Here is a 20,213-nt window from a genome sequence, read left to right on the forward strand (position 1 = left end):
CTAACCCTGTTCCTGCTCGACCCGCCGGTTCCACTCGCCCTTGGACGACTGCCAGCCGTCCTCGTCCGCGCCGAGCCTCCAGTAGCCGGAGATCGACATCTGCTCGCGCGGGACGCCCCGCTCCACCTTCAGGTGGCCGCGCAGGTCCTTGACCATGTTCGCCTCGCCGTGCACGAACACCTGGACCACGCCCTCGGGGAACGTCGAGGCCTTCACCGCGTCCACGACGAGTCGTCCGCGCGGACCGCCGTCGCGGTGCAGCCACCGCAGGTCCACCCGACCCGCCGACCGCACGGGCTGCTCGTCGTCGGGCCCGTCGACCTCGACGAACACCTCCGCCCGGGCGCCGGCGGGCAACGCCTCCAGCGCCGCCGCGATGGCGGGCCACGCGCTCTCGTCGCCGGCCATCAGGTGCCAGGCGACGTCCGGGTCGGGCGCGTACCCGCCGCCGGGACCGGCGAAGTGCAGCACGTCACCCGGCTGTGCCTTCGCCGCCCACGGACCGGCGACGCCGACGTCACCATGCGTGACGAAGTCGATCCACAACTCGCCGGCGTCCGCGTCCCACTTGCGCACGGTGTACGTGCGGGTGCGTGGCCACTGGTCGCGGGGCATGGTCGCGCGGATCGCGGCGAGGTCGAACGGCTCGGGGTAGAGCACGTCCTCCAGCGGGAACGCGAGCTTGACGTAGCTGTCGGTGTACGGCCCGACGGCGAAGTCCGCGAGCCCTTCACCGCCGAGGACCACGCGGACCATCCGCGGCGCGATCCACTCGGTGCGCACCACGCGCCCGCTCCTGGCACGGGACCGTTCAGCCATGTCGCGTACTCCTCGGTGATTCCAACGGCGCAACCCGCCTTCACCGTACGTGCCGGTCCACCGCGGCCGACGGAGGCCGCCGCCAAGCAGGTCTCCACCGGCACCACCACGACCGTCGACGTGAACGCGCCGGGGCCGCACCGGCCACCACGTGAACTACCGGGGGGTGCCGGCCACCACGTGATCTGCACGGTGTGGCAGGCCAGGCCACCTGCACCGGTCGTACTACTTCTGCAGCGACGTCACGTTCGGGTGACCCGGCGAGCGGGGGTCGGCGCCGGACCGGCCCCCGCTCCACCCGCGGGTCGTTCGGCACGAGGCCGGGCGGTCGGACTCCCGGCTGGGCCGTGGCACGTCGGGCGGTCGGCTTGCCGCAGCGGGCGGTGGGACGCCGGACGTCCCACCGCCCGAGCGGTCAGCGCACGCTCCACTCCTGCGCGAGCTTGGCGGCCAGGCCGAGGTTCGCCGCGGCGGCGTCCTCGGTCCGTCGCCCGTACCCGCACGCGGCCGCGACGCCGGCCACCGGCATGCCCAGCGCGTCCACGGTGAGCCGCAGCGCTTCGCGGGTCTCCTCGGGGTGGTCCTCGGCCACGACCCCCGCGATGACCTCCACCCCGCGCCGCAGGTGCCGCAGCTCGTCGTAGAACGCGGGGTCGGTGGGCGGCGGGTTGGCGCCACTGGCCACGGGCAGGTGCACGGTCGGCATCGGCACCCCGTGCCCGGCCAGCACGTCGGCCAGCGCGTTGAGGAACCGCACCGCCGGCCGCAGGTCGGTCGGCGTGAACACCGGCACGTGCTCCAGGTCGCCGTAGCACAGGTGCAGCACCCACCGGGTGCGCGGCGCGGCGCCCAGCACGCCGGCCACCTGCCCGGCGAGCTGGGCGGTCAGCTCCGGCCACGCGGCCGGCGGGGTGAGGTGGTAGGCCACCAGCACGGCGGGCGTCTCCAGCTGGAGCTGCAGCCGGTCGCCCCACCGGGCGACCAGTTCGGTCACCTCGTGCACCACCGCGACCTGCATGGTCGGCAGCCACTCGTGGGCGGCGTCGATCGAGCCGAACGCGAACACCGCCAGGTCGAGCGCGTTGGGGATGCCCACCTGCACGCGCAGCTCTTCACCGTTCCCGGTGACGTGCAAGCGGTCCAGCGCCGCGAACGCCGCGTCCGCCTGCGCGACGCGGGACAGGCCGATCTCCTCCGCGCACAGCTTCTGACCGGCCCGGACGCGGTAGTACGGCATGTCGTCGTAGCCGCGGCTCTCACCGCCGCGCACCTGTTCGAGGGACGGCACGGAGGACATGTGGTGGGTGAGCCAGTCGACGATCCAGCGCGGATCGCGGTCGGACGGCAGGGCGGTGAGCTCGGCGCCGCCCCGGTGCCGCAGGAACCAGTCCATGGCGGTGGCGGGGTCGTCGCACAGGGGACGCGGCAGTGAGCCGACGAGGTGGACGGGGATCGGGTGGTGGTCGTGCTCTCGATCGTGGGATTTCGTAGGTGCTTGTGCGGTCATGAGTGGAGTTCTGCTTTCGAACGACAGAGCGTGAATAACCCGGGAGTGCCGCAGGATCTCCGCGCCTGACTTCCCGGCCTCCGCTCATCGTGACCGCGCCGACCATGCATGTCCACTTAGGATGATCAACAAAATCCGACCGTGCACATCATCCACGCGATAGTGTGACTTTGCCACCGGCAATGGAATTCTGAGTGAGCACAAAACAAGAGGGACGATCACGATTGCCGGCGCGCGTCCGCGATGACGGCGACGCCTTCGGCGATGTCGGTCGGCGTGCTCGCGCCGTAGCCGAGCACCAGTCCGGGCGGCCCGGGCCGTTGCCCGTGCCACGACAACGGCTGCGTCTTCACCCCTCGGGCGAGAACTGCCGCGGCGAGGTCGGTGTCCGACACGTCGTCGTCGAAGGTCACCAGCAGGTGCAACCCCGCCGCGGCGCCGTGCACGACCGCATCGGGCAGGTGCCGGTCGATCGCCGCGATCATCGCGTCGCGCCTGCGGCGGTGGCGTCGGCGGACGAACCGCAGGTGCCGTTCCAGTTCCCCGGAGGCCATCATGGCGGCCAGGACGAGTTGGGGCAGCGCCGCATTGCCGAGATCGGCGTACCGCTTCGCTTCGATCACACTGTTTTGATTCGCACCGGGCACGAGCAACCACCCGACGCGCAATGCGGGAGCAAGCACTTTGGACACACTTCCGGCGTAACAAACACGTTCGGGGAGCATTGCTCGCAACGCGGGCACGGGCGGCCGGTCATAACGGTGTTCCGCGTCGTAATCGTCCTCGATGACAAGACCGCCGGCCTCGGCCCACCGCATCAGTTCACGTCGACGCGCGCCGCCGAGCACCACTCCGGTCGGGAACTGGTGCGCCGGCGTCAGCAGGACGGCCGGCGCTCCCCCGGCGCGCAACTCGTCCACCCGGATGCCCTCGCCGTCCACCGGCACGGGTGGTGTGTCGAGGTCCCAGTTGCGCAGGTGCTGTCGCGCGCCGAGCGACCCGGGATCCTCCACGGCGATCTCGGTCACGCCGTCGCGGCGCAGCACCCGGGCGAGCAGCCCGAGCGCTTGGGCGACGCCGGCGACGATCACCACCTCGTCCGGGTCCACGCGGACGCCCCGGTAGCGGGCGAGCCAGTGCGCGACCTCGTGCCGCAACGCCGGCGTGCCGCGCGGGTCGCCGTAGCCGAAGTCCGACGCCGACAAGGTGCGGAGCACGGCACGTTCGGCGCGCAGCCAGGCGGCACGCGGGAACGCGGTCAGGTCCGGCACACCGGGCGACAGGTCGATCCGCGCGGGGACACCGCGCAGGGCATCGAACGCGTCCGCGCCGGGCGGCCGTGCGAACACACCGCCGTCGACCGGCCGACCCACCACCGCACCACTGTCAACCGGCCGACCCACCACACCGCCGCCGTAAACCGGCCGACCCGCCACCCCACCGCCGTCGACCAGCCGGACGCCGCCCGCGACCGGCGACCTGGCCGGCACTCCCCCGGCACCCGACTCACCCGCGCCCCGCACTCCACCAGCGCCCGCCTCGCCTTCGCCCCGCACTCCCCCGATGTCCGACCGGCCCGCACCCGATTGCCGCGCGTCCCCTCCCCCAGCGCCCCGCACACCACCCACAGCCCGCGCACCACCCACAGCCCGCGCACCACCCACCCGAGGCGAGACCGCGTGGGGCGCGGCCACCACCACGGTGCCCGCCCGGCCCCGTCCGCTGACGTGGCCGTCCTCGGCGAGCCGTTGGTACGCCTCGGTGACCACCCCGCGCGAGACCCGCAACTCGCCCGCCAGCACCCGGGTCGCGGGCAGCCGACTCCCGACCGGCAGCCGTCCGTCCGCGATCGCCTCCCGGAGCCGCCGGGCCAGCCAGTCGGCCCGCCCTCCCACCGGCGCGTCGCCGATGTCGAGTTGCAGGAAGTCCGATCCCGTCGTTATGGACCTGTCGACCTGACCTGGATTGGACCTGTTCACCGGACCAGTCTGTCACCAGGGTGGACGCCATGATCCGCTCCACGACCGGGCGCGCCCGGTGACCGCCGACTTCCTGCTGACGTCCCTCGTCATCGTCGCCACACCCGGCACCGGCGTGCTCTACACGACCTCGGCCGGCCTCACCGGTGGCGTGCGCGCCGCCGCCGTGGCCGCGGTGGGCTGCACGTTGGGCATCGTGCCGCACGTGCTGGCCGCGCTCACCGGGCTGGCCGCGCTGCTCAACACCAGCACGCCCGCGTTCCAGGTCCTCAAGTACCTCGGCGTCGCCTACGTCTTCTACCTGGCGTGGAGCACGATCCGCGACAAGACCGCGCTTGCCGTCGACCCCGCCGCACCGCACCGCTCGGCGGCACGGGTGATCGCGTCCGGCGTCATGGTGAACCTGCTCAACCCGAAGCTGACGATCTTCTTCTTCGCGTTCCTGCCGCAGTTCGTGCGCCCGGACGAACCGGCCGCCGTCCCGCGCATGGTCGAGCTGAGCACGGCGTTCATGGCGCTCACGTTCGTGGTGTTCGTCGGCTACGGCTGGTCCGCCGCCGCCGTCCGCGACCACATCATCCGCCGCCCCCGCGTGCAGACGTGGATCCGGCGGGGCTTCGCGGGCGCCTTCGTCGCGCTCGGCGCCATGCTCGCGTTCACGTGACCCGCGGGCCTGCACGCGGGGCTCCTGCCGGACTACTAGGCTCCTCGCATGGCCAGGTACTTCGACGTGCACCCGGTGAACCCGCAGCGGAGGTCCATCGACCAGGCGGTGGAGCTGATCAAGTCCGACGGCCTGGTCGCCTACCCGACCGACTCCTGCTACGCGCTCGGCTGCCGGCTCGGCAACAAGGCGGGCCTGGACCGGATCCGGCAGATCCGGCACCTGGACGACCGGCACCACTTCACGCTCATGTGCCGCGACTTCTCCCAGCTCGGGCAGTTCGTGCACGTGGACAACGCGGTCTTCCGGGCGATCAAGGCGGCGACGCCGGGCAGCTACACGTTCATCCTCCCGGCGACCACCGAGGTGCCGCGCCGGCTGATGCACGCGAAGAAGAAGACGGTGGGCGCCCGCATCCCCGACCACCCGGTCGCGCAGGCCCTGCTGGACCAGCTCGGCGAACCGCTGCTGTCCAGCACGCTCCTGCTGCCCGACCAGGAGGAACCGCTGGTCCACGGCTGGGACATCAAGGAACGGCTGGACCACGTGGTCGACGCCGTGCTGGACGCGGGCGACTGCGGCACCGTGCCGACCACCGTCGTCGACTTCTCCCAGGGCGAGCCCGAGATCATCCGGCACGGCGCGGGCGATCCCTCCCGCTTCGAATAGGACCCGCGAACGGACCAGGACTTTTGCGCCGGTCAGAGGTATGGGAGCGTTCCCAGAACGGATAGCTTCCTGCTGCCCCCTCAGCGCAGAAGGAGCTACCCGTGCGGAAAAGGTTGTCCACGGCGGTCCTCGCCGTCCTGCTGTCGGTCGTCGCCCTGCCCGTCGCGGACGCCGCCGGCCCCGGTCAGGCCGACCACCGGCTGAAGTCCTGCGCCCGCGCCGACCTGCTGTTCTGCGAGGACTTCCAGCACGTGCCGACGGGCGCGGGCACCAGCCTCAAGTGGGGCGTGGACACCCGCAACGGCTCGCTGGAGGTCGAACGCGACCGGCGCGGCCAGAAGGTGCTGCACGTGCGGGCCGAGGGCAACGGCCGGGCGTTCCTCAAGGTCGACGACTTCGCCGCGCCGGGCAACAGCTTCTACGGCCGGGTCCGGGTCCGCGTCGAGGCGTTCCCGGACGCGCCGGACTGGGCGCACTACACGTTGATCGAGGCCACGGGTGACGGCCCGGAGGTCGTGCGCCCGCTGGGCGGGCAGTACGTGCCCACGCTGGACAAGGCGTTGTGGGGCGTCGGCGCGGACGGCGGCCCGACCGGCGACTGGACGAACTGGCGCGAGTCGGCGCCGTCGAAGGCAGGCGTCTGGCAGTGCGTCGAGTGGCGGATGGACGCCTCCGACAACCGGATCACGCTGTGGTTCGACGGCAAGCCGAACCCGGACCTGACCGTCTCGACCCGCGAGCACGGCGGCAACCAGGTCGACTTCCTGTTCCCGAGGTTCGACACGGTCAAGCTGGGCTGGCAGCTCTACCAGCCCAACGAGGGCAGCTACGACATCTGGTTGGACGACATCGCGCTGGGCGCCGACCGCATCGGCTGCTAGCGGACCCGGGCCCGAGTTCGCGGCCTGCCCGGGACACCGGGCAGGCCGCGTCGGTCACGGGACGGGGACGGTCGCGGGTCAGGCGGGCACCGGCACGAGCCGCCAGTGCTGCTTCGCGCCGCCCCAGCAGTCCCAGACCATCGTCCGCGCGTGGACGTGGTCGCCGCCGCCCTCGATGTCCAGGCACCGCTGGGTCAGCTGGTTCCTGATCTCGACGTAGCCACCGCCGACGTCCACGAACCGCCAGTGCTGCTTGGCCCCGCCCCAGCAGGCCCACTGCATCCCGACACCGCCCTGGTCCATTCCCGACCCGGCGATGTCGAGGCACCGCTGGCTGTTGAGCGGGTGGAGTTCGTAGTAGCCGTTGCCGACGTAGAACAGCCGCCACTTCTGGTTGGCGCCGCCCCAGCAGTCGGCGACCTCGACGGGCACACCGTCGCCGTTGCCCGCGGCCAGCACGTCCACGCACCTCTGGTTGAGCTGAGATCTGATCTCGAAGTACTGGTCGTCGGCGGCCATCACCGACCGGTCGGGCGCGGCGTTCGCCGAGGCCGGGCTCACGCCCCACGACACCGCCAGCGCGAGCACGACGATGCCGAAGCGACGCAGGAATTTCACCATTTCCCTTCACCACTTTCCTGAGGGGATTTCTCCGTGATGAATCGTGGCCGTCGCGGTCGCCGTTCGACCAGCGCCCAATCCGACCCACGCGCGCATGGGTGAGTTCACCCATCGCCGCTACGGCCAAGGGCGGACGAAAACCAGGCGCGGCACGGGTCATCACGCTGCTAACGTCGCCGCCATGTCCTCGTCGTGCCCGGTCATGGCGCCCCGCCACGCGGGGCGGCCGACGCTGCACGGATGACGAGTCCGAGGCCCCCGTCCCAGGGGGTCTCCGCCGGCCGCGAACCCCCGCACCAGGAGGTTCCGATGTCGCGCTACTACGTGACCACCGCCATCCCGTACGTCAACTCGCGTCCGCACCTGGGTTTCGCGCTGGAGATCGTGCAGGCCGACGTGCTGGCCCGGCACCACCGCCTGCGCGGCGACCGGGTGCGGTTCCTGACCGGCACCGACGACAACTCGCTGAAGAACGTGCTGGCCGCGCAGGCGGAAGGCGTGCCGACCGGCGAGCTGGTCGACCGGAACTCGGCGGCGTTCGCGGCGTTGCGCGACCCGTTGGCGTTGTCGTTCACCGACTTCATCCGCACCAGCCGGGACGCCAGGCACCGCGCCGGCGTCGAACGGCTGTGGCGGGCGTGCGCGCACGACCTCTACCGACACCACTACGAGGGCCTGTACTGCGTGGGCTGCGAGCAGTTCTACACCTCCGCCGAACTGGTGGCAGGCAAGTGCCCGGAGCACGAGGTCGAGCCGCAGCCGGTGGCCGAGGAGAACTGGTTCTTCCGGCTCTCCCGCCACGCCGACCGGCTCCGCGACCTGATCGTCGACGGCACGGTCCGGATCGAGCCCGCCGTGCGCCGCAACGAGGTGCTGGCGTTCATCGCCGCCGGCCTGCGCGACTTCTCGGTCTCCCGCTCACGCGCCCGCGCGCACGGGTGGGGTATCACCGTGCCGGGCGATCCCGACCAGGTCGTCTACGTGTGGTGGGACGCCCTGGGCAACTACATCACCAGCCTGGGTTACGGCGCGGACGGCTCGAACTACCGCCGCTGGTGGGTGGAGGGCGACCGGCGCGTGCACGTGATCGGCAAGGGCGTGGTCCGCTTCCACGCCGTGTACTGGCTGGCCATGCTGCTGTCGGCGGGCGAGCCGCTGCCGACCGACATCCTGGTGCACGACTACCTCACCACCGACGGCCGCAAGATCAGCAAGTCGGCGGGCGCGGTGGTCGACCCGGTGGCGTTGGCGGACCGGTACGGCTCGGACGCGGTGCGGTGGTGGCTGCTGCGCGACGTGCCCCGCGTCGGCGACGCGGACTTCACCGAGGCGCGCCTGGTCGCCCGCGCGAACGAGGACCTGGCCAACGGTCTCGGCAACCTGGTCAACCGCGTCACGGTCATGGTCCACCGCTACCGCGAGGGCCGACCGCCCGCGGCCGCACCGGACCCGGCCGCCGAGCCGTTGGCGGCGGCGTGCCGGGACGCGCCGGACCTCGTGCACGCCGCCGTGTCCGACTTCGACTTCAGGCGGGCGACGGCGGCGGTGTGGCGGATCGTGGAAGAGGCCAACCGGTACGTCGAACGGGTGCGACCGTGGGACCTGGCCCGTGCCGAGCGCGGCGGTGACGCCGAGGCGGGCGGGCGCCTGGACGCGGCCATCACGGCGCTGCTGGCCGCGTGCCGCGTCCTGGCCCGCGAGCTCACCCCGTTCGTGCCGACGTTGGCGACGCGGATCTCCGAGCAGTGCGTCACGCTCACGGACCGGCTCCCCCAGCCGCAGCCGTTGTTCCCCCGGTTGTGACCCGGCCGGCTGCCTGCCCACGGCGGCCGGCCGGGCCCGAACCGGTCAACGGGGCAGGTAGGCGCGGTGCGCGCGGGAGAACTCGAAACCGTTGTGGCGGTCCCAGTTGACCGACCACGTCATCAGGCCGCGCAGGTCCGGGTAGCCGGCCTTGGGCCGGTAGGCGCCGCAGTTCGCGCCCTTCATCAGGCAGTCCAACGACTTGTGCACCTCGGCGACGGAGGTGAAGCCGTTGCCCGCGTTGACGCTCGCGGGCAGGCCGATGGCCACCTGGTCCTGCCGCAGGCCCGGGAACACCCTCGTCGCGTCACCGCGCACGGGGAACCCGGCCAGCACCATGTCCGCCATGGCGACGTGGAAGTCGCTGCCGCCCATGAAGTGGTACTGGTTGTCCAGGCCCATGATCGGGCCGGAGTTGTAGTGCTGGACGTGCAGCAGGGTGAGGTCGTCGCGCAGCGCGTGGATCACCGGCAGGTACGCGCCCGCGCGCGGGTCCGCGCCGCCGCTGCCGCCGTAGTGCTGGTAGCCGACCTGGACGAAGAAGGTCTCCGGGGCCATGGTGAGCACGAACTTCGCGCCGTAGCGGGCCTTCAGCGCCTTCAACGCCTGGATGAGGTTGACGATCACCGGCGTGGTGGGCGCGCGGAAGTCGGTGTCGCCCGCGTTGAGCGACAGCGAGTGGCCCTCGAAGTCGACGTCCAGGCCGTCCAGGCCGTACTTGTCGATGATCGCCGAGGCGGAGCGGACGAACGCGTCGCGCGCGGCCGTGGTGGACAGCTGCACCTGGCCGTTCGCGCCGCCGATGGAGATCAGCACCTTCTTGCCCTTGGCCTGCTTGTCCCGGATGCCCGCGATGAACTCGGCCTCGGACTCGACGCCTCCGCACTCGGTGACGGGGCACTGGGCGAAGCGGAGGTCGCCGGAGGTGGCGGAGGTGGGTTCGGCGAAGGACAGGTTGATGATGTCCCAGTCGTCGGGGACGTCCTTCATCCGGACGTAGCCGGAACCGTTGGCGAAGCTCGCGTGCAGGTAGCCGACCAGGACTCGCTTGGGCAGGCCGGTGACCGGCGGTGTGGTGGTGGTAGTCGTCGTCGGCCCGGTCGTCGTGGTCGTAGTAGTGGTGGTCGTGGTGGTTGTCGTGGTGGTCGGTGAACCGGCGCACGACACGCCGTTGATCTTGCAGTTGGCCGGGCTCGCGGTGCCCGAGGCGTTGAAGCCGAACGTCACCGCGGCGCCGGGCGCGATGCCGCCGTTGTACTCGCGGTGGGTGAACGCGTAGTGCCCGGCCGAGTTGGTCTGCAACGCGTCCCAGTAGGCGCCGACGGTGGTGCCGGCGGGCAGGTCGAACTCGACCTTCCACCCGGAGACGGCCGAGCCGGTCTCGTTCTTGATCGAGAACTGCGCGGTGTAGCCGGTCTCCCAGCTCGACGTCCTGGCGAACGTCGCGGTGACCGACGCGGCGTAGGCGGGCGCGAAGCTGACCGCCGCCGCTCCCACCACCAACGCCGTCACCGCCGCCACCCTGGCGAACAGGACCCTGCGCGACATGCGTCTCCTCCCAGCGGTGGCGGCCTCCAGGTGGAAGAATTGGACTAGACCACATGCGGGGTGTCAAGAGTGGACCGGAGGTGGTTGACCGAACGGCGCAGCGGGTACCTCGAACGAGCGTTCGAGGTGAGGAGGCGCGCGTGGACCGCAATCCGGAGAAGGACCCCCAGGAGTGGACGACCGGTGACGAGCCGATGACCGGTCCGCAGGAGTCCTACCTGCGCACGTTGGCGCAGGAGGCGGGCGAGGAGGTGCCGGCGGAGCTGACCAAGGTGGAGGCTTCGCGGTTGATCGACCGGTTGCAGGAGAAGACGGGTCGCGGGCGCTGACGCGGGCGCGGCCATCCGCGTCCGATCGACGCGGATGGCCGCGCTCGTGCGGCGGGACGGGCCGGTGCGGTCAGTTGTCGCCGTCCTGGTCGCCGTTCTCCTGCTCGCCGTCCTGCTCGTCCTGCTGCTCGACGCCCGGCTGGTCGCCGTTCTCGCCGTCGCCTTCGTTCTCGCACCCGGCGCCCATGCTCAGGAGCAGGGCCGCGCCGCTGACCAGCACCGCGAGTGACTTCTTCAGCGCTTTCCGTGTCATGCGGTCCCGGTACCCCGAACGGGCCCGCGCCAACCGGAGCAAGCTCCGTGTCCGGTTTCGGGCGGCGCAACCGGACAACAGGACACGTTGTCCGGACGTTGTCCGGAGGATGACCATCGTTCACGAAAAGTCTCCTGCGCGAAGAGACCGGCGGTTACCGTTCGCGGGTGCAGATCCCGTGGCGAGCCGCCCCGCGCGCGGCCCTGTCGAGCCCGCTGACGTTGCTGGTCAGCGTGGTCACCGCGCTGTTGTCGACCTTCGTGGTGGCCGCCGCCGTGATGCACTCGGCGGCGTCCGGCAGCGCGGCGATCGACTACCAGCGGAACCGCCTGTGCCAGGAGGCGCTGCACCCGTCGCTGGAGGCCACCGGAGTGCGCCAGGACGAGGTGCCCGGGATGGTCCAGGCGATCAAGGAGTCGATGCCGGGCCACGAGCCGTTGATCGGCACCTACCTCCGCGAGGAGCGCGTCGACTTCGGCGGGCGACCCACCGACGCGAAGTTCGGCTACCGCCCGGGCGCCACGGACCACCTGAAGGTGCTCGAAGGCGGCTCGAAGGACGGCCTGTGGGTGCCGAAGAGCATCGCCGAGACCACCGACCTGCGACTGGGCGAGCGCGGCATGGGCGGGCGGCTGCCACCGGTCACCGCGGTCTACGCCGACATCCTCGACCCGCTGCCCGAGTGGTGGTGCCCGGAACGCCACTTCGTCGTGCCCAACGTGCTCGACCGCGACGAGCTGGCGACCGCCGTGGTGTGGATGCCGAGCGCCGAGTCGTTCGCCGCGCTGCCGCCGGAGCTGAACGGCGTGACCGACGTGACCGTGCGCTTCCCGGCCGCCCCGCCGGGCACGATCGCCGAGGCCGAGGAACTGCTGGCCGCGGGCACCGCGCGCGTCGCGCCGATCCAGGAGCACTTCAACCGCACGATGTCGCCGCTGGTCCTGCCGGTGGAGAACGCCAGGCAGACCGTGGCCAACGTGCGTTCCGCCGTGTTGCCGCTGACCCTGATCAGCCTGCTCATCGGCCTGGCCGGCGTCGCCACGGTGACCGTCCAGTGGGCGCAGCGCCGCCAGGCCGAACTGCGGCTGCTGTGGGTGCGCGGCTCCGGGCCGCTCGCCCTCGGCGGGCGCGGCGTGCTGGAGCTGGGGCTGCCGCTGGTGGTCGGCGGCGTGCTCGGGTTGGGCACGGCCCGGTTGCTGCTGCCCGTCTACGCGCCGTCGGACCTGCTGCCGCCGGGCACCGTGACGACCGCGGCGCTGGCGGTGGTCGCGGTGGTGGCGTCGAGCATCGCGGTCACGTTCGCCACCGGCGCGCTGCGCACGCACCGGGCGTTCCAGGTGGCGGGTCGCGGCAACCGGCTGCGCAAGGTGCTGACCGCGTTGCCGTGGGAGCTGGCCACCGCCGCACTGGCGGTGTGGGCGTGGAACCGCGTGCAGCACAGCGGTCTCGCCACCACGACGAAGATCGGCGCGCTGCCGCGCATCGACGCCGCCGCGCTGGCGTTCCCGCTGCTGGTCGTGCTCACGGTGGCGCTGCTGACGGCCCGGTTGGCGAAGTGGGCGCTGGCCGCGTCGCACCGGGCGAAGCTGTGGTCCAAGCCCGCGGCGCAGTTGGCTATCCGGCGGCTCGCGGCCGGTGCGGGCCCGGTGACCGGCGTGCTGCTGATCGGTGTGCTGGCGGTCGGCACCATCGCGGCCGGCAGCGCCATCGCGGGGTCGCAGGAGACCGCGCTGGAGGTGAAGTCCGGCATGTACGCGGGCGCCAACAGCTACGCCCAGGTCTCGGCGGACGTCACCGAGCTGCCGGAGGCGTTGCGCGGCAACTCCACCATCGTGGGGTACGTCAAGCAGTACGAGCGCGCGGCGCTGGTGGTGGACCCGAGGACGTTCCGCGACGGCGCGTTCCCGTCCGGGATCGACCCGGCGCTGCTGTCCGAGCCGCTCCGGGTGGGCGACGCGCCGCGCGGCGAGGTCCGGTTGCCGGGGCTGCCGCCGTTCGAGCCGGAGGCGTGGGTGCCGTCGTTGCCGAAGCTCGGCCGGGCCGGCTGGGTCCTGCCGGTCGACCGGATCGAGGACCGCCGTGACGTCGGCTCCTGGTACGTGTGGTCGAGCAAGCCGTTGCGCGAGGTGACCGAGGCGCTGTCGGCGGCCGGCGTGAAGGTGTCGCACGAGGTCGGCGAGAAGGAGAAGGCGGTGCAGGGCCTGCCGTTCCTGACGATCAAGTGGACGTTCGGGTTCGTCGCGGCGCTGGGCGCGGTGCTCGCCGTGGTGGCGTCGATCGCGCTGCTGCTGGCGGTGGAGGTGCGGCGGCGGCAGAACGCGCTGTCCGGGGCGTTCAGCGCCCGGATGGGCCTCGGGCCGGCCGCGATGCTGCGCAGCCACCTGCTGGAACTGGGCGCCGTCGCCGCCGCCGCGGTGGTCGTCGGCTCCGCCGCGAGCGCGGTGAGCAGCGCCTTCACCGTGCCGAGGCTGGACCCCGCGCCACGGCTCACCCCGGCCCCGGAAGTGCCGAACGCCCTGCCGCTGCTGGTGACGACGGTGGCCGGGGGCGTGCTGGTGGTGCTGGTGGCGGCGTGGATCGCGGTGCGCGCGGTGCGTTCGGCGAAGATCGGGGAGCTGATCCGTGGTTGAGCACGTGTTGCGGTTGCGCGAGGTGGGGGTGGACTACCGCACGCCCGCCGGGGCGGTGACGGCGGTGTCGGACGTGACGCTGGACGTGCCCGCGACCGGGTTGACGGTGCTGGCCGGGCCGTCCGGGTCGGGCAAGTCGACGTTGCTGCGGGTGCTGAGCCTGGTGGAGCGGCCCACGCGCGGCGGGGTGGAGTTGCGCGGGATGGGCACGGCGCGGTTGTCGTCCGCGGCGCGGCGGAAGCTGCGGCGGACCGAGGTCGCGCTGGTGTTCCAGAACCCGGCGGACAACCTGCTCGGCCACCTGGACGTGGGCGACAACCTGCGGGCGGCGGCGCAGGCGGCGGGCCGGGTCGCGCGGGTGGACGAGGTGCTGGAGCGGTTGGGGCTGCCGGGCACGGCCGGGTGGAAGGTGTCGGCGATGTCGGGCGGGCAGCAGCAGCGGCTGGCGTTCGGGTGCGCGTTGGCGCGGCAGGCGTCGGTCGTGCTGGCCGACGAGCCGACGTCGCAGCTGGACGCGTCGTCGGCGGACCTGGTGCTGGAGACGTTGGCCGACCTGGCGCGGCGGGGCGTGCCGGTCGTGGTGGCCTCGCACGACCCGAGGCTGATCGCGTTGGCGGACACCAGGTTCGACCTGCGGGACGGAGCGTTGGCGGCATGACGGCGTTGCTGGTGAAGGGGATCGAGCGGACGTTCCGGCACGCGAGCGGGCCGGTGCACGTGCTGCGCGGGGTGGACCTGGAGGTGGCGCCGGGCGAGCTGGTGACGCTGTCCGGGCCGTCCGGGTCGGGCAAGAGCGCGTTGCTGACCGTGCTGGCGGGGTTCGACCGGGCGGACGCGGGCACGGTCGAGCTGGCCGGCGAGGTGCGGACGTCGGCGCCGTCGTGGAAGGTGTGCGCGTTGCTGCCGCAGGCGCTCGGGCTGGCCGGTGAGCTGACGCTGGCGGAGAACGTGGCGCTGCCGATCCGGCTCGGCCGCACCGGCGGCTCACTCGACCGGGTGACGGAGTTGCTGGCGGAGCTGGGCATCGACGGGTTGGCCGACCGGTACCCGGCCGAGGTGTCGTTCGGGCAGCAGCAGCGGGCCGCGCTGGCCCGGGCGGTGGTCGGCGAGCCGCGGGTGCTGCTGGCCGACGAGCCGACCGCGCACCTCGACCAGCGCAGCGCGCCGACGGCGGTGCGCGTGCTGCGGCGGGCGGCCGACGCGGGCGCGGCGGTGCTGGTCGCCACGCACCACGACGAGGTGCACCGCGCGGCGGACCGCACGCTGGTGCTCAGCGGCGGGCGGATCTCCGTAGGATAGGCACCGATGTCGCGCCGAATCGTGTCCGTTGCCCTCGTCTTCCCGCTGCTCGCCCTGTTGCTGCTGGTCAGCGACTCGCGGTACCCGACGCGGCCGGGGCCGAAGCGCGACGCGCCGCGCGCGATCGTGGCGATGGGCGACAGCACCATGGCCGGCGAGGGCGCGGGGTCCTACGAGCCGGGCACGAACGGCGAGAACGACAACTGGTGCCACCGGTCGACGAAGGCGTCGGTGCACAAGACGCAGGTCGCCGGCGTGGACAAGGTGTTCAACCTGGCGTGTTCCGGCGCGAACTCCGAGCAGGTCGGCATCACCGACCAGGTGCGCAACACCGAGGGCTCGCAGGCGAGGCAGCTGGCCGCGATCGCGCGCGAGTACCGGGTGTCGGTGGTCGTGGTGGCGGTGGGCGCGAACGACGACCCGCGGTTCGCCGACGTGCTCGGCGCGTGCCTGCGGGCGTGGATCGAACGGCGTGCCGACTGCGCGAAGGCCATGGCCGACGAGTGGAAGGCCCGGGTCGAGCGGATGACGCCCAAGGTGGAGCGCGCGCTGCGCGACATCCGCCGGGTGTTGCAGGACTTGGGCTACACGCCCCGTTCGTACACGCTCGTGTTGCAGTCCTACGCCGCGCCGGTCGCGCCGGGGTTGCCGTTCGACCTGCAGAACCTGGCGGGGTGCCCGTTGCGCACGGGTGACCTGGAGTGGGTGCGGGACAAGGCCGTCGAGCAGCTGTCGGAGGGTTTGCGGACGGCGGCCAAGGCGGCGCAGGCGCGGTTCCTCGACCTGTCGCAGGCGGGTGAGCGGCACGAGGCGTGCATGGGCGGCAAGAAGGCCGACCAGGAGTGGTTCACCCGGCTCACGGTGGACTTCGACGGCCTGCGGGACGAGGCACGGGCGCGGCACGCGTTGCAGGAGTCGTTCCACCCCAACGACCGGGGCTACGAGCAGTTCGGCCGGTGCATGACGGAGTTCCTGGCCACGACGGCGCGGGAGGCGTCGTGCGTGCCCGGTGACGACGGGAACCTCGACGCGGTGGTGGCGCAGGACTGACCGGCGCCCGTCGTCAGGGTCGCGGCGGACCGACCAGCGCCGCGATCTCGGCCGCGGACCAGAACGGGGTGCGACCGGCGAGGTAGTCGGCGATCCGCCGGGCGGTCCAGCCGTGGGTCTCGGCGAGGCCGGCCGCGAGCATGGTCAGGTAGGGGGCGGAGGGCTTGGTGTGCTCGACGTCGGCCGCGCTCCACGGTGCGGTGAACGTCAGCGCCGGGTGGCCGTCGTGCTCGCCGAGGTGGAGCAGGGTCTCGTAGCGGCCGGGCCCGAGCACGTGCCTGCCGTCGGCCATCACGGCGGTCAGGTCGAGGTCCGCGCCGGGGTCGCGGTACATCTCCTGCGCGGCGACATCGGCGAACTGCGCGGTGGTGACGAGGTAGCCGCGGGCGGCGGCGGAGCCGGGCAGCGTCGGGTCGTAGAACGCCCGGCCGCCCAGCCAGACGGGCGACCGGGTGGCGAAGTAGATCCCGCCGGGCACCTCCAACGCCCTGGTGTCCAGCGGCGGGCTGGTGTCCCGGCACCCCGGGTACCCGCGCGTCGCGCCGACCGGCGTCCCACCGGCGAGGTAGCACCTGAACCTCTCGGCGTGCAGGTTCGACCCGTAGCCGACGTACCAGACCAACCGGCGCGACATGGTGTCGATGATGCCCCTCAGGGCCCGTCCGGCGCGTAGTAGGCGGTGAACAGGCGGACCTCGACGCCGTCCTCGTGGTACCCGGTGTCGTGGAGGTCCCGGACGAGCGCGGCGAGCCGGTCGCGGAACTCGGCGGCCTTCGCGGCGGGGATCGACTCGCGGACGGCGATGACGATCGGTTCGACGTGGGTCGTCGTCACGCGTCCGGCGCGGGCGGCGTCCAGGTACTCGTCGCGGTAGTCGTCGAAGGCCGCGGTGATCGTCGCGGCGGCGTCCTCGGTGTCGCGGTGGCGGCCGAAGAAGTCGGCGTCGAGCACGAGCGAGGACTGGCAGGCGCGGTAGCGGTGCTCCACGATGCCGGCGACGAGCCTCGTCTCGGCGGTCTCGATCAGGCCGCGCGCTTCGAGTTGCCTGATGTGCCGGTAGAGCCTGGTCGGCTGCTCCCCCAGCTCGCCGGCCAGCTCCTTGACGGACCTGACCCTGCCCTCGTCGCGCATGAGGACGCGGAGGATCGCCAGGCGGAGCGGATCGCCGAGTGCCTTGAACGTCTCCACGTCGGAGACCTTCCGGACGGCGACCCGGCCGCGCTCGTCGGGGTCCGTGGTCACCGGACCATCTTTTCACACCGACGCAACCATTCACGCTATGGTGAGCATTCACGTTGACGTGAATGGGGTGGATGTATGACGCGAGGGACGACATCGCTGTGGCGGAACCGCCGGTTCCGGCTGCTCTGGTCGGGGTCGGCGGTCAGCGTGCTGGGGCTCGAAGTGGCGGACATCGGCTACCCGTTGGCGATCCTGGCGCTCACCGGGTCACCCGCGCAGGCGGGCTTGTTCGGCGCCGTGCAGGCGGTCGCCACGCTGCTGGCCGGGCTGCCCGCCGGCGCGGTGCTGGACCGGGGTGACCGGCGGCGCGTGCTGCTGGTCACCGAGGGCGCCCGGGCGGTGGTGACGACGGGGGTGGCCGTGGCCCTCACGACCGGTCACCTGCCGTTGGGCGGCCTGTTCCTGGTGGCGGTCGTGCTCGGCGCGATGCAGCCGTTCGGGGGTGCGGCCCGGATGCTGCTGATCCGCGTGGTCGTGCCGCCGGATCAGCTCACCGACGCCCTCACGCAGGACGAGGTCCGGTCGGGGTCGACGCAGCTCGTCGGCCCACCGCTGGGCGGGTTCCTGCACGGCCTGGGTCACGCGCTGCCGTTCGTGTTCACCGCGCTGTCGTTCGTGCTGTCGTGGCTGTGCGCGTTGGTGCTGCGCGTGCCGGAGGTGGAGCCGGAAGCCCGCGCACCGCGGCGGGACGCGCGCTTCCTGGCGGGTGTCAAGGGCATCTGGCACGTGCCGACGTTGCGGGCGGCGACGCTGCTCGTGGTCGCGGTCAACACGACGGGTGCGCCGATCGCGCTGATCGCCGTCGTCGTGCTGCGCGAGCAGGCGGTGGCCGCCTGGGCGATCGGGCTGGTCATGTCCGGCATGGCGGCGGGCGTGCTGGCGGGCGCCGCCCTGGTCGGGCCGTTGCACCGGCGCTTCCAGCCGGGCGCGCTGCTGCTGGGCGTGGCGCTGGCGGAGGTGCCGCTGTTCGCCGGGCTCGCCCTGCCGCTGGGGCCGTGGTGGGTGGCGGCGATCCTGTTCTGCGCCACGCTCGGCGCGCCGACCTTGCGCGTGCTGGTCGACGTGCTGATCTTCCGGCAGGTCCCCGACGAGCGGCGTGGGCGGACGATCGCCGCGGTGATGACGTTGTTCGGCGCGGGGGTGCCCGCCGGCATGGCGGCGGGCGGGCTGCTGCTGCAGCACTTCGGCACGGCGACCGCGGTGCTCGTGCCGGCGGTCGCGCTCGCGGCGCCCGCCGTGCACGCCCTGTGCCGGCCGGAGATCCGTCGCGCCCGGTGGCCCTAGAGGTTCACAGGCAAAGGCGGCACGGGCGGGCGGTCGGGTGTTCGGCTTCCAGTTCCGCGCGGTCGCCGACGAGTTTCACGTAGCTGCCCACCCAGGTGGTGCCGCGGGCCGGGGTGCCGTTGATCGTGCGGCAGGAGGCGCGGTGCAGGACGAGGTTGTCCGGGTTCAGGTTGCGCTCGGCGTTGACGACGTACTGGTCCTGGTTGTCCGCCAGCCAGTGCTCGTAGGCGCCGCTGTCCTCCATGAACCTCTGCATCCGGACATCATGCGCCGCCCGGCCGCCACCGGCTGTCCGCCATCCGGTGCCACTCGTCCTCCAGGATCGCGTAGACGAACTCCTCGCCCCAGGCGCCCTTGAAGATCTCGTTGTGCCGGAAGTGGGCTTCCCGGCGCATGCCGAGCCGTTCCATCACGCGCCACGACGGCTCGTTGAACGCGTCGCACGACGCGCTGATCCGGTGCAGGCCGAGGTGGGTGAAGCCGAGGTCCAGCACGGCGGCGGCGGCTTCGGTGGCGTAGCCCTGGCCGTGGTGGTCGGGGTGGAAGATGTAGCCGACCTCGCCCTGCCGGTGCGCCTCGCTGAGCCACTTGAGCACGGCTTCGCCGATCACCTCGCCGTCGCGCTCCACGGCCAGCGCGAGGTGGTCGCCCTCCTTCTCCGGCCACGTCACCGACGCCTTCAAGGCCAGGCTCTCGGCCGTCTCCTCCGGGGTGCGCGCTTCGCCGTAGAGGTAGCGGACGACGTCCGGGCGGGACTGCCACGAGTGCAGCGCGGCGTGGTCGTCGGGGGTGAAGGGCCGCAAGGTCAGGCGCCGGGTCCGGATGGGGTAGTCGGGCTTGGTCACGTCGGCCAATCTACGAAATCCCGGCCACGCCGTCGTCCGGGTTTCCGCGCCGGAGCACCAGGTGGAAGAAGCGGGCGAGGAGCGGGTACGGCATGCGGTCGGCCAGGGCCAGTTCCAGCCGTTCGAGGTCGGCGAAGAACGCCGGGTCGTGCTTGCGGTCGTTGTCGGAGACGTAGTCGTTGACCGCGCGGATGCCGTAGTGGCCGACGAGCGCCCAGTCCGGCAGCCAGTCCCGCACCTGGTCGGCCGTGTAGAGGGTCAACGAGGTGTCGAACGTCTGCGTGTGCGCCTGGTCGGTGTCCAACGCGGCCAGCGCGGCGACCGGGTCGAGGTGCTGGGTGGCGTGCCGCAGCGGCTCGGCGTGGCGGTTCAGCGCGATGACCGACAGCAGCCCGCCCGGCGCGACGAGCCCGACGGTCGCGCGCAGGGCCGCCGCCGGGTCCGGCAGGTACTGGATCACGTTGTGCGCCAGCACCACGTCGTGCTCGACCCGCACGTCCTCGGGCAGCTCGGCGAGATCGGCCCGGACCAGTCGGACCGGCAGGTCGGCCAGGTCGAACGCCCGTTCCGCCTCGGCGAGCATCTCGGCGGACCGGTCGACCACGGTCACGTGGTGGCCGAGCCGGGCCAGCCGCAGCGCGTCCGCGCCGTCCCCGCCGGCCAGGTCGAGCACCGACGCCGGCGCGGGCGGCAGGTGGCGGGCGAGGTTGGCCTCCGCCTGCGTGTAGCGCAGCCGTCCCCACGGTGCTCGCCGCCACTCCCGCCACTGCCGCGTCGCGTCGGTCACGCC

21 protein-coding genes are annotated in these 20,213 nt (G+C 72.5%); 10 read left to right on the forward strand and 11 right to left on the reverse strand.

The window, feature by feature from the left end; genetic code table 11:
• The 3 genes from ACZ7GX_RS23330 to ACZ7GX_RS23340 all read right to left on the reverse strand — a co-directional run bounded on the left by ACZ7GX_RS23330 (position 1) and on the right by ACZ7GX_RS23340 (position 4,305).
• Positions 1-819: a siderophore-interacting protein gene (locus tag ACZ7GX_RS23330; RefSeq protein WP_498779462.1), complete on the reverse strand. Its 819-nt coding sequence runs from the start codon at positions 817-819 to the stop codon at positions 1-3.
• Between the two features lie 415 nt (positions 820-1,234).
• Entirely contained in the window at positions 1,235-2,326 is a 1,092-nt protein-coding gene (locus tag ACZ7GX_RS23335; protein ID WP_498779464.1) for a hypothetical protein, read from the reverse strand.
• Positions 2,327-2,544: 218 nt separating this feature from the next.
• Positions 2,545-4,305, reverse strand: a complete 1,761-nt coding sequence (locus tag ACZ7GX_RS23340) for an aminotransferase-like domain-containing protein (protein ID WP_498779466.1) — start codon at positions 4,303-4,305, stop codon at positions 2,545-2,547.
• A gap of 58 nt (positions 4,306-4,363) precedes the next feature.
• On the opposite strand from ACZ7GX_RS23340, the gene ACZ7GX_RS23345 reads away from it, so the two are divergent.
• From ACZ7GX_RS23345 to ACZ7GX_RS23355, 3 genes are all read left to right on the forward strand, one after another.
• The gene (locus ACZ7GX_RS23345) at positions 4,364-4,969 is read left to right on the forward strand and encodes a LysE family translocator (protein WP_498779467.1); all 606 of its coding nucleotides are present in this window, start codon (positions 4,364-4,366) and stop codon (positions 4,967-4,969) included.
• A 48-nt stretch (positions 4,970-5,017) separates the two neighbouring features.
• Entirely contained in the window at positions 5,018-5,638 is a 621-nt protein-coding gene (locus ACZ7GX_RS23350; RefSeq protein WP_498779469.1) for an L-threonylcarbamoyladenylate synthase, read from the forward strand.
• Positions 5,639-5,739: 101 nt separating this feature from the next.
• On the forward strand, positions 5,740-6,519 hold the full coding sequence (locus ACZ7GX_RS23355) for a hypothetical protein (RefSeq protein ID WP_498779470.1): 780 nt from the start codon (positions 5,740-5,742) through the stop codon (positions 6,517-6,519).
• Positions 6,520-6,597: 78 nt separating this feature from the next.
• On the opposite strand, the gene ACZ7GX_RS23360 is transcribed toward ACZ7GX_RS23355, so the two are convergent.
• The gene (locus tag ACZ7GX_RS23360) at positions 6,598-7,140 is read right to left on the reverse strand and encodes an RICIN domain-containing protein (protein WP_498779472.1); all 543 of its coding nucleotides are present in this window, start codon (positions 7,138-7,140) and stop codon (positions 6,598-6,600) included.
• Between the two features lie 309 nt (positions 7,141-7,449).
• Here ACZ7GX_RS23360 and ACZ7GX_RS23365 point away from each other — a divergent pair, with 309 nt between their 5' ends.
• Positions 7,450-8,943: a methionine--tRNA ligase gene (locus ACZ7GX_RS23365; protein WP_498779474.1), complete on the forward strand. Its 1,494-nt coding sequence runs from the start codon at positions 7,450-7,452 to the stop codon at positions 8,941-8,943.
• A gap of 45 nt (positions 8,944-8,988) precedes the next feature.
• Here ACZ7GX_RS23365 and ACZ7GX_RS23370 read toward each other — a convergent pair whose 3' ends face one another.
• Complete coding sequence (locus ACZ7GX_RS23370) at positions 8,989-10,491, reverse strand: chitinase (RefSeq protein WP_498779475.1); 1,503 nt, start codon at positions 10,489-10,491, stop codon at positions 8,989-8,991.
• Positions 10,492-10,631: 140 nt separating this feature from the next.
• On the opposite strand from ACZ7GX_RS23370, the gene ACZ7GX_RS23375 reads away from it, so the two are divergent.
• On the forward strand, positions 10,632-10,820 hold the full coding sequence (locus tag ACZ7GX_RS23375; RefSeq protein ID WP_498779476.1) for a DUF3072 domain-containing protein: 189 nt from the start codon (positions 10,632-10,634) through the stop codon (positions 10,818-10,820).
• Positions 10,821-10,890: 70 nt separating this feature from the next.
• Here ACZ7GX_RS23375 and ACZ7GX_RS23380 read toward each other — a convergent pair whose 3' ends face one another.
• Positions 10,891-11,073: a hypothetical protein gene (locus tag ACZ7GX_RS23380; protein WP_498779477.1), complete on the reverse strand. Its 183-nt coding sequence runs from the start codon at positions 11,071-11,073 to the stop codon at positions 10,891-10,893.
• 167 nt (positions 11,074-11,240) lie between these two features.
• On the opposite strand from ACZ7GX_RS23380, the gene ACZ7GX_RS23385 reads away from it, so the two are divergent.
• Genes ACZ7GX_RS23385 through ACZ7GX_RS23400 form a run of 4 tightly spaced genes read left to right on the forward strand, consistent with a single transcriptional unit; the run spans position 11,241 to position 16,052 of the window.
• The gene (locus ACZ7GX_RS23385) at positions 11,241-13,703 is read left to right on the forward strand and encodes an ABC transporter permease (RefSeq protein ID WP_498779479.1); all 2,463 of its coding nucleotides are present in this window, start codon (positions 11,241-11,243) and stop codon (positions 13,701-13,703) included.
• On the forward strand, positions 13,696-14,361 hold the full coding sequence (locus ACZ7GX_RS23390; protein ID WP_498779480.1) for an ABC transporter ATP-binding protein: 666 nt from the start codon (positions 13,696-13,698) through the stop codon (positions 14,359-14,361). The genes ACZ7GX_RS23385 and ACZ7GX_RS23390 overlap by 8 nt, the downstream gene beginning before the upstream one ends.
• The gene (locus tag ACZ7GX_RS23395; RefSeq protein WP_498779482.1) at positions 14,358-15,002 is read left to right on the forward strand and encodes an ABC transporter ATP-binding protein; all 645 of its coding nucleotides are present in this window, start codon (positions 14,358-14,360) and stop codon (positions 15,000-15,002) included. The genes ACZ7GX_RS23390 and ACZ7GX_RS23395 overlap by 4 nt, the downstream gene beginning before the upstream one ends.
• A gap of 6 nt (positions 15,003-15,008) precedes the next feature.
• Complete coding sequence (locus ACZ7GX_RS23400) at positions 15,009-16,052, forward strand: GDSL-type esterase/lipase family protein (protein ID WP_498779483.1); 1,044 nt, start codon at positions 15,009-15,011, stop codon at positions 16,050-16,052.
• A 13-nt stretch (positions 16,053-16,065) separates the two neighbouring features.
• On the opposite strand, the gene ACZ7GX_RS23405 is transcribed toward ACZ7GX_RS23400, so the two are convergent.
• Both ACZ7GX_RS23405 and ACZ7GX_RS23410 read right to left on the reverse strand, forming a co-directional pair.
• Positions 16,066-16,686, reverse strand: a complete 621-nt coding sequence (locus tag ACZ7GX_RS23405; protein WP_498779485.1) for a histone deacetylase — start codon at positions 16,684-16,686, stop codon at positions 16,066-16,068.
• Between the two features lie 17 nt (positions 16,687-16,703).
• Positions 16,704-17,294 (reverse strand): ArsR/SmtB family transcription factor, encoded by a 591-nt coding sequence (locus ACZ7GX_RS23410; RefSeq protein WP_498779486.1) that lies wholly within the window; start codon positions 17,292-17,294, stop codon positions 16,704-16,706.
• A gap of 75 nt (positions 17,295-17,369) precedes the next feature.
• On the opposite strand from ACZ7GX_RS23410, the gene ACZ7GX_RS23415 reads away from it, so the two are divergent.
• The gene (locus tag ACZ7GX_RS23415) at positions 17,370-18,578 is read left to right on the forward strand and encodes an MFS transporter (RefSeq protein ID WP_498779487.1); all 1,209 of its coding nucleotides are present in this window, start codon (positions 17,370-17,372) and stop codon (positions 18,576-18,578) included.
• A gap of 4 nt (positions 18,579-18,582) precedes the next feature.
• Here ACZ7GX_RS23415 and ACZ7GX_RS23420 read toward each other — a convergent pair whose 3' ends face one another.
• From ACZ7GX_RS23420 to ACZ7GX_RS23430, 3 genes are read right to left on the reverse strand one after another with little or no spacing between them, the layout of a single operon-like run.
• Complete coding sequence (locus ACZ7GX_RS23420) at positions 18,583-18,834, reverse strand: hypothetical protein (RefSeq protein ID WP_498779489.1); 252 nt, start codon at positions 18,832-18,834, stop codon at positions 18,583-18,585.
• 7 nt (positions 18,835-18,841) lie between these two features.
• Positions 18,842-19,423 carry a GNAT family N-acetyltransferase gene (locus tag ACZ7GX_RS23425; RefSeq protein ID WP_498779491.1) on the reverse strand — a complete coding sequence of 194 codons (582 nt, stop codon included), beginning with the start codon at positions 19,421-19,423 and terminating at the stop codon, positions 18,842-18,844.
• A gap of 10 nt (positions 19,424-19,433) precedes the next feature.
• Complete coding sequence (locus ACZ7GX_RS23430) at positions 19,434-20,210, reverse strand: class I SAM-dependent methyltransferase (protein WP_498779492.1); 777 nt, start codon at positions 20,208-20,210, stop codon at positions 19,434-19,436.
• Positions 20,211-20,213: the final 3 nt, after the last annotated feature.

This window comes from Actinosynnema sp. NPDC037264 (assembly GCF_055603705.1).

Coding starts and splice junctions, on each gene's coding strand:
- ACZ7GX_RS23420 (WP_498779489.1), bottom strand. CDS start 18,834: ATGCAGAGGTTCATGGAGGACAGCGGCGCCTACGAGCACTGGCTGGCG.
- ACZ7GX_RS23365 (WP_498779474.1), top strand. CDS start 7,450: ATGTCGCGCTACTACGTGACCACCGCCATCCCGTACGTCAACTCGCGT.
- ACZ7GX_RS23405 (WP_498779485.1), bottom strand. CDS start 16,686: ATGTCGCGCCGGTTGGTCTGGTACGTCGGCTACGGGTCGAACCTGCAC.
- ACZ7GX_RS23360 (WP_498779472.1), bottom strand. CDS start 7,140: ATGGTGAAATTCCTGCGTCGCTTCGGCATCGTCGTGCTCGCGCTGGCG.
- ACZ7GX_RS23395 (WP_498779482.1), top strand. CDS start 14,358: ATGACGGCGTTGCTGGTGAAGGGGATCGAGCGGACGTTCCGGCACGCG.
- ACZ7GX_RS23350 (WP_498779469.1), top strand. CDS start 5,018: ATGGCCAGGTACTTCGACGTGCACCCGGTGAACCCGCAGCGGAGGTCC.
- ACZ7GX_RS23380 (WP_498779477.1), bottom strand. CDS start 11,073: ATGACACGGAAAGCGCTGAAGAAGTCACTCGCGGTGCTGGTCAGCGGC.
- ACZ7GX_RS23330 (WP_498779462.1), bottom strand. CDS start 819: ATGGCTGAACGGTCCCGTGCCAGGAGCGGGCGCGTGGTGCGCACCGAG.
- ACZ7GX_RS23370 (WP_498779475.1), bottom strand. CDS start 10,491: ATGTCGCGCAGGGTCCTGTTCGCCAGGGTGGCGGCGGTGACGGCGTTG.
- ACZ7GX_RS23400 (WP_498779483.1), top strand. CDS start 15,009: ATGTCGCGCCGAATCGTGTCCGTTGCCCTCGTCTTCCCGCTGCTCGCC.
- ACZ7GX_RS23335 (WP_498779464.1), bottom strand. CDS start 2,326: ATGACCGCACAAGCACCTACGAAATCCCACGATCGAGAGCACGACCAC.
- ACZ7GX_RS23415 (WP_498779487.1), top strand. CDS start 17,370: ATGACGCGAGGGACGACATCGCTGTGGCGGAACCGCCGGTTCCGGCTG.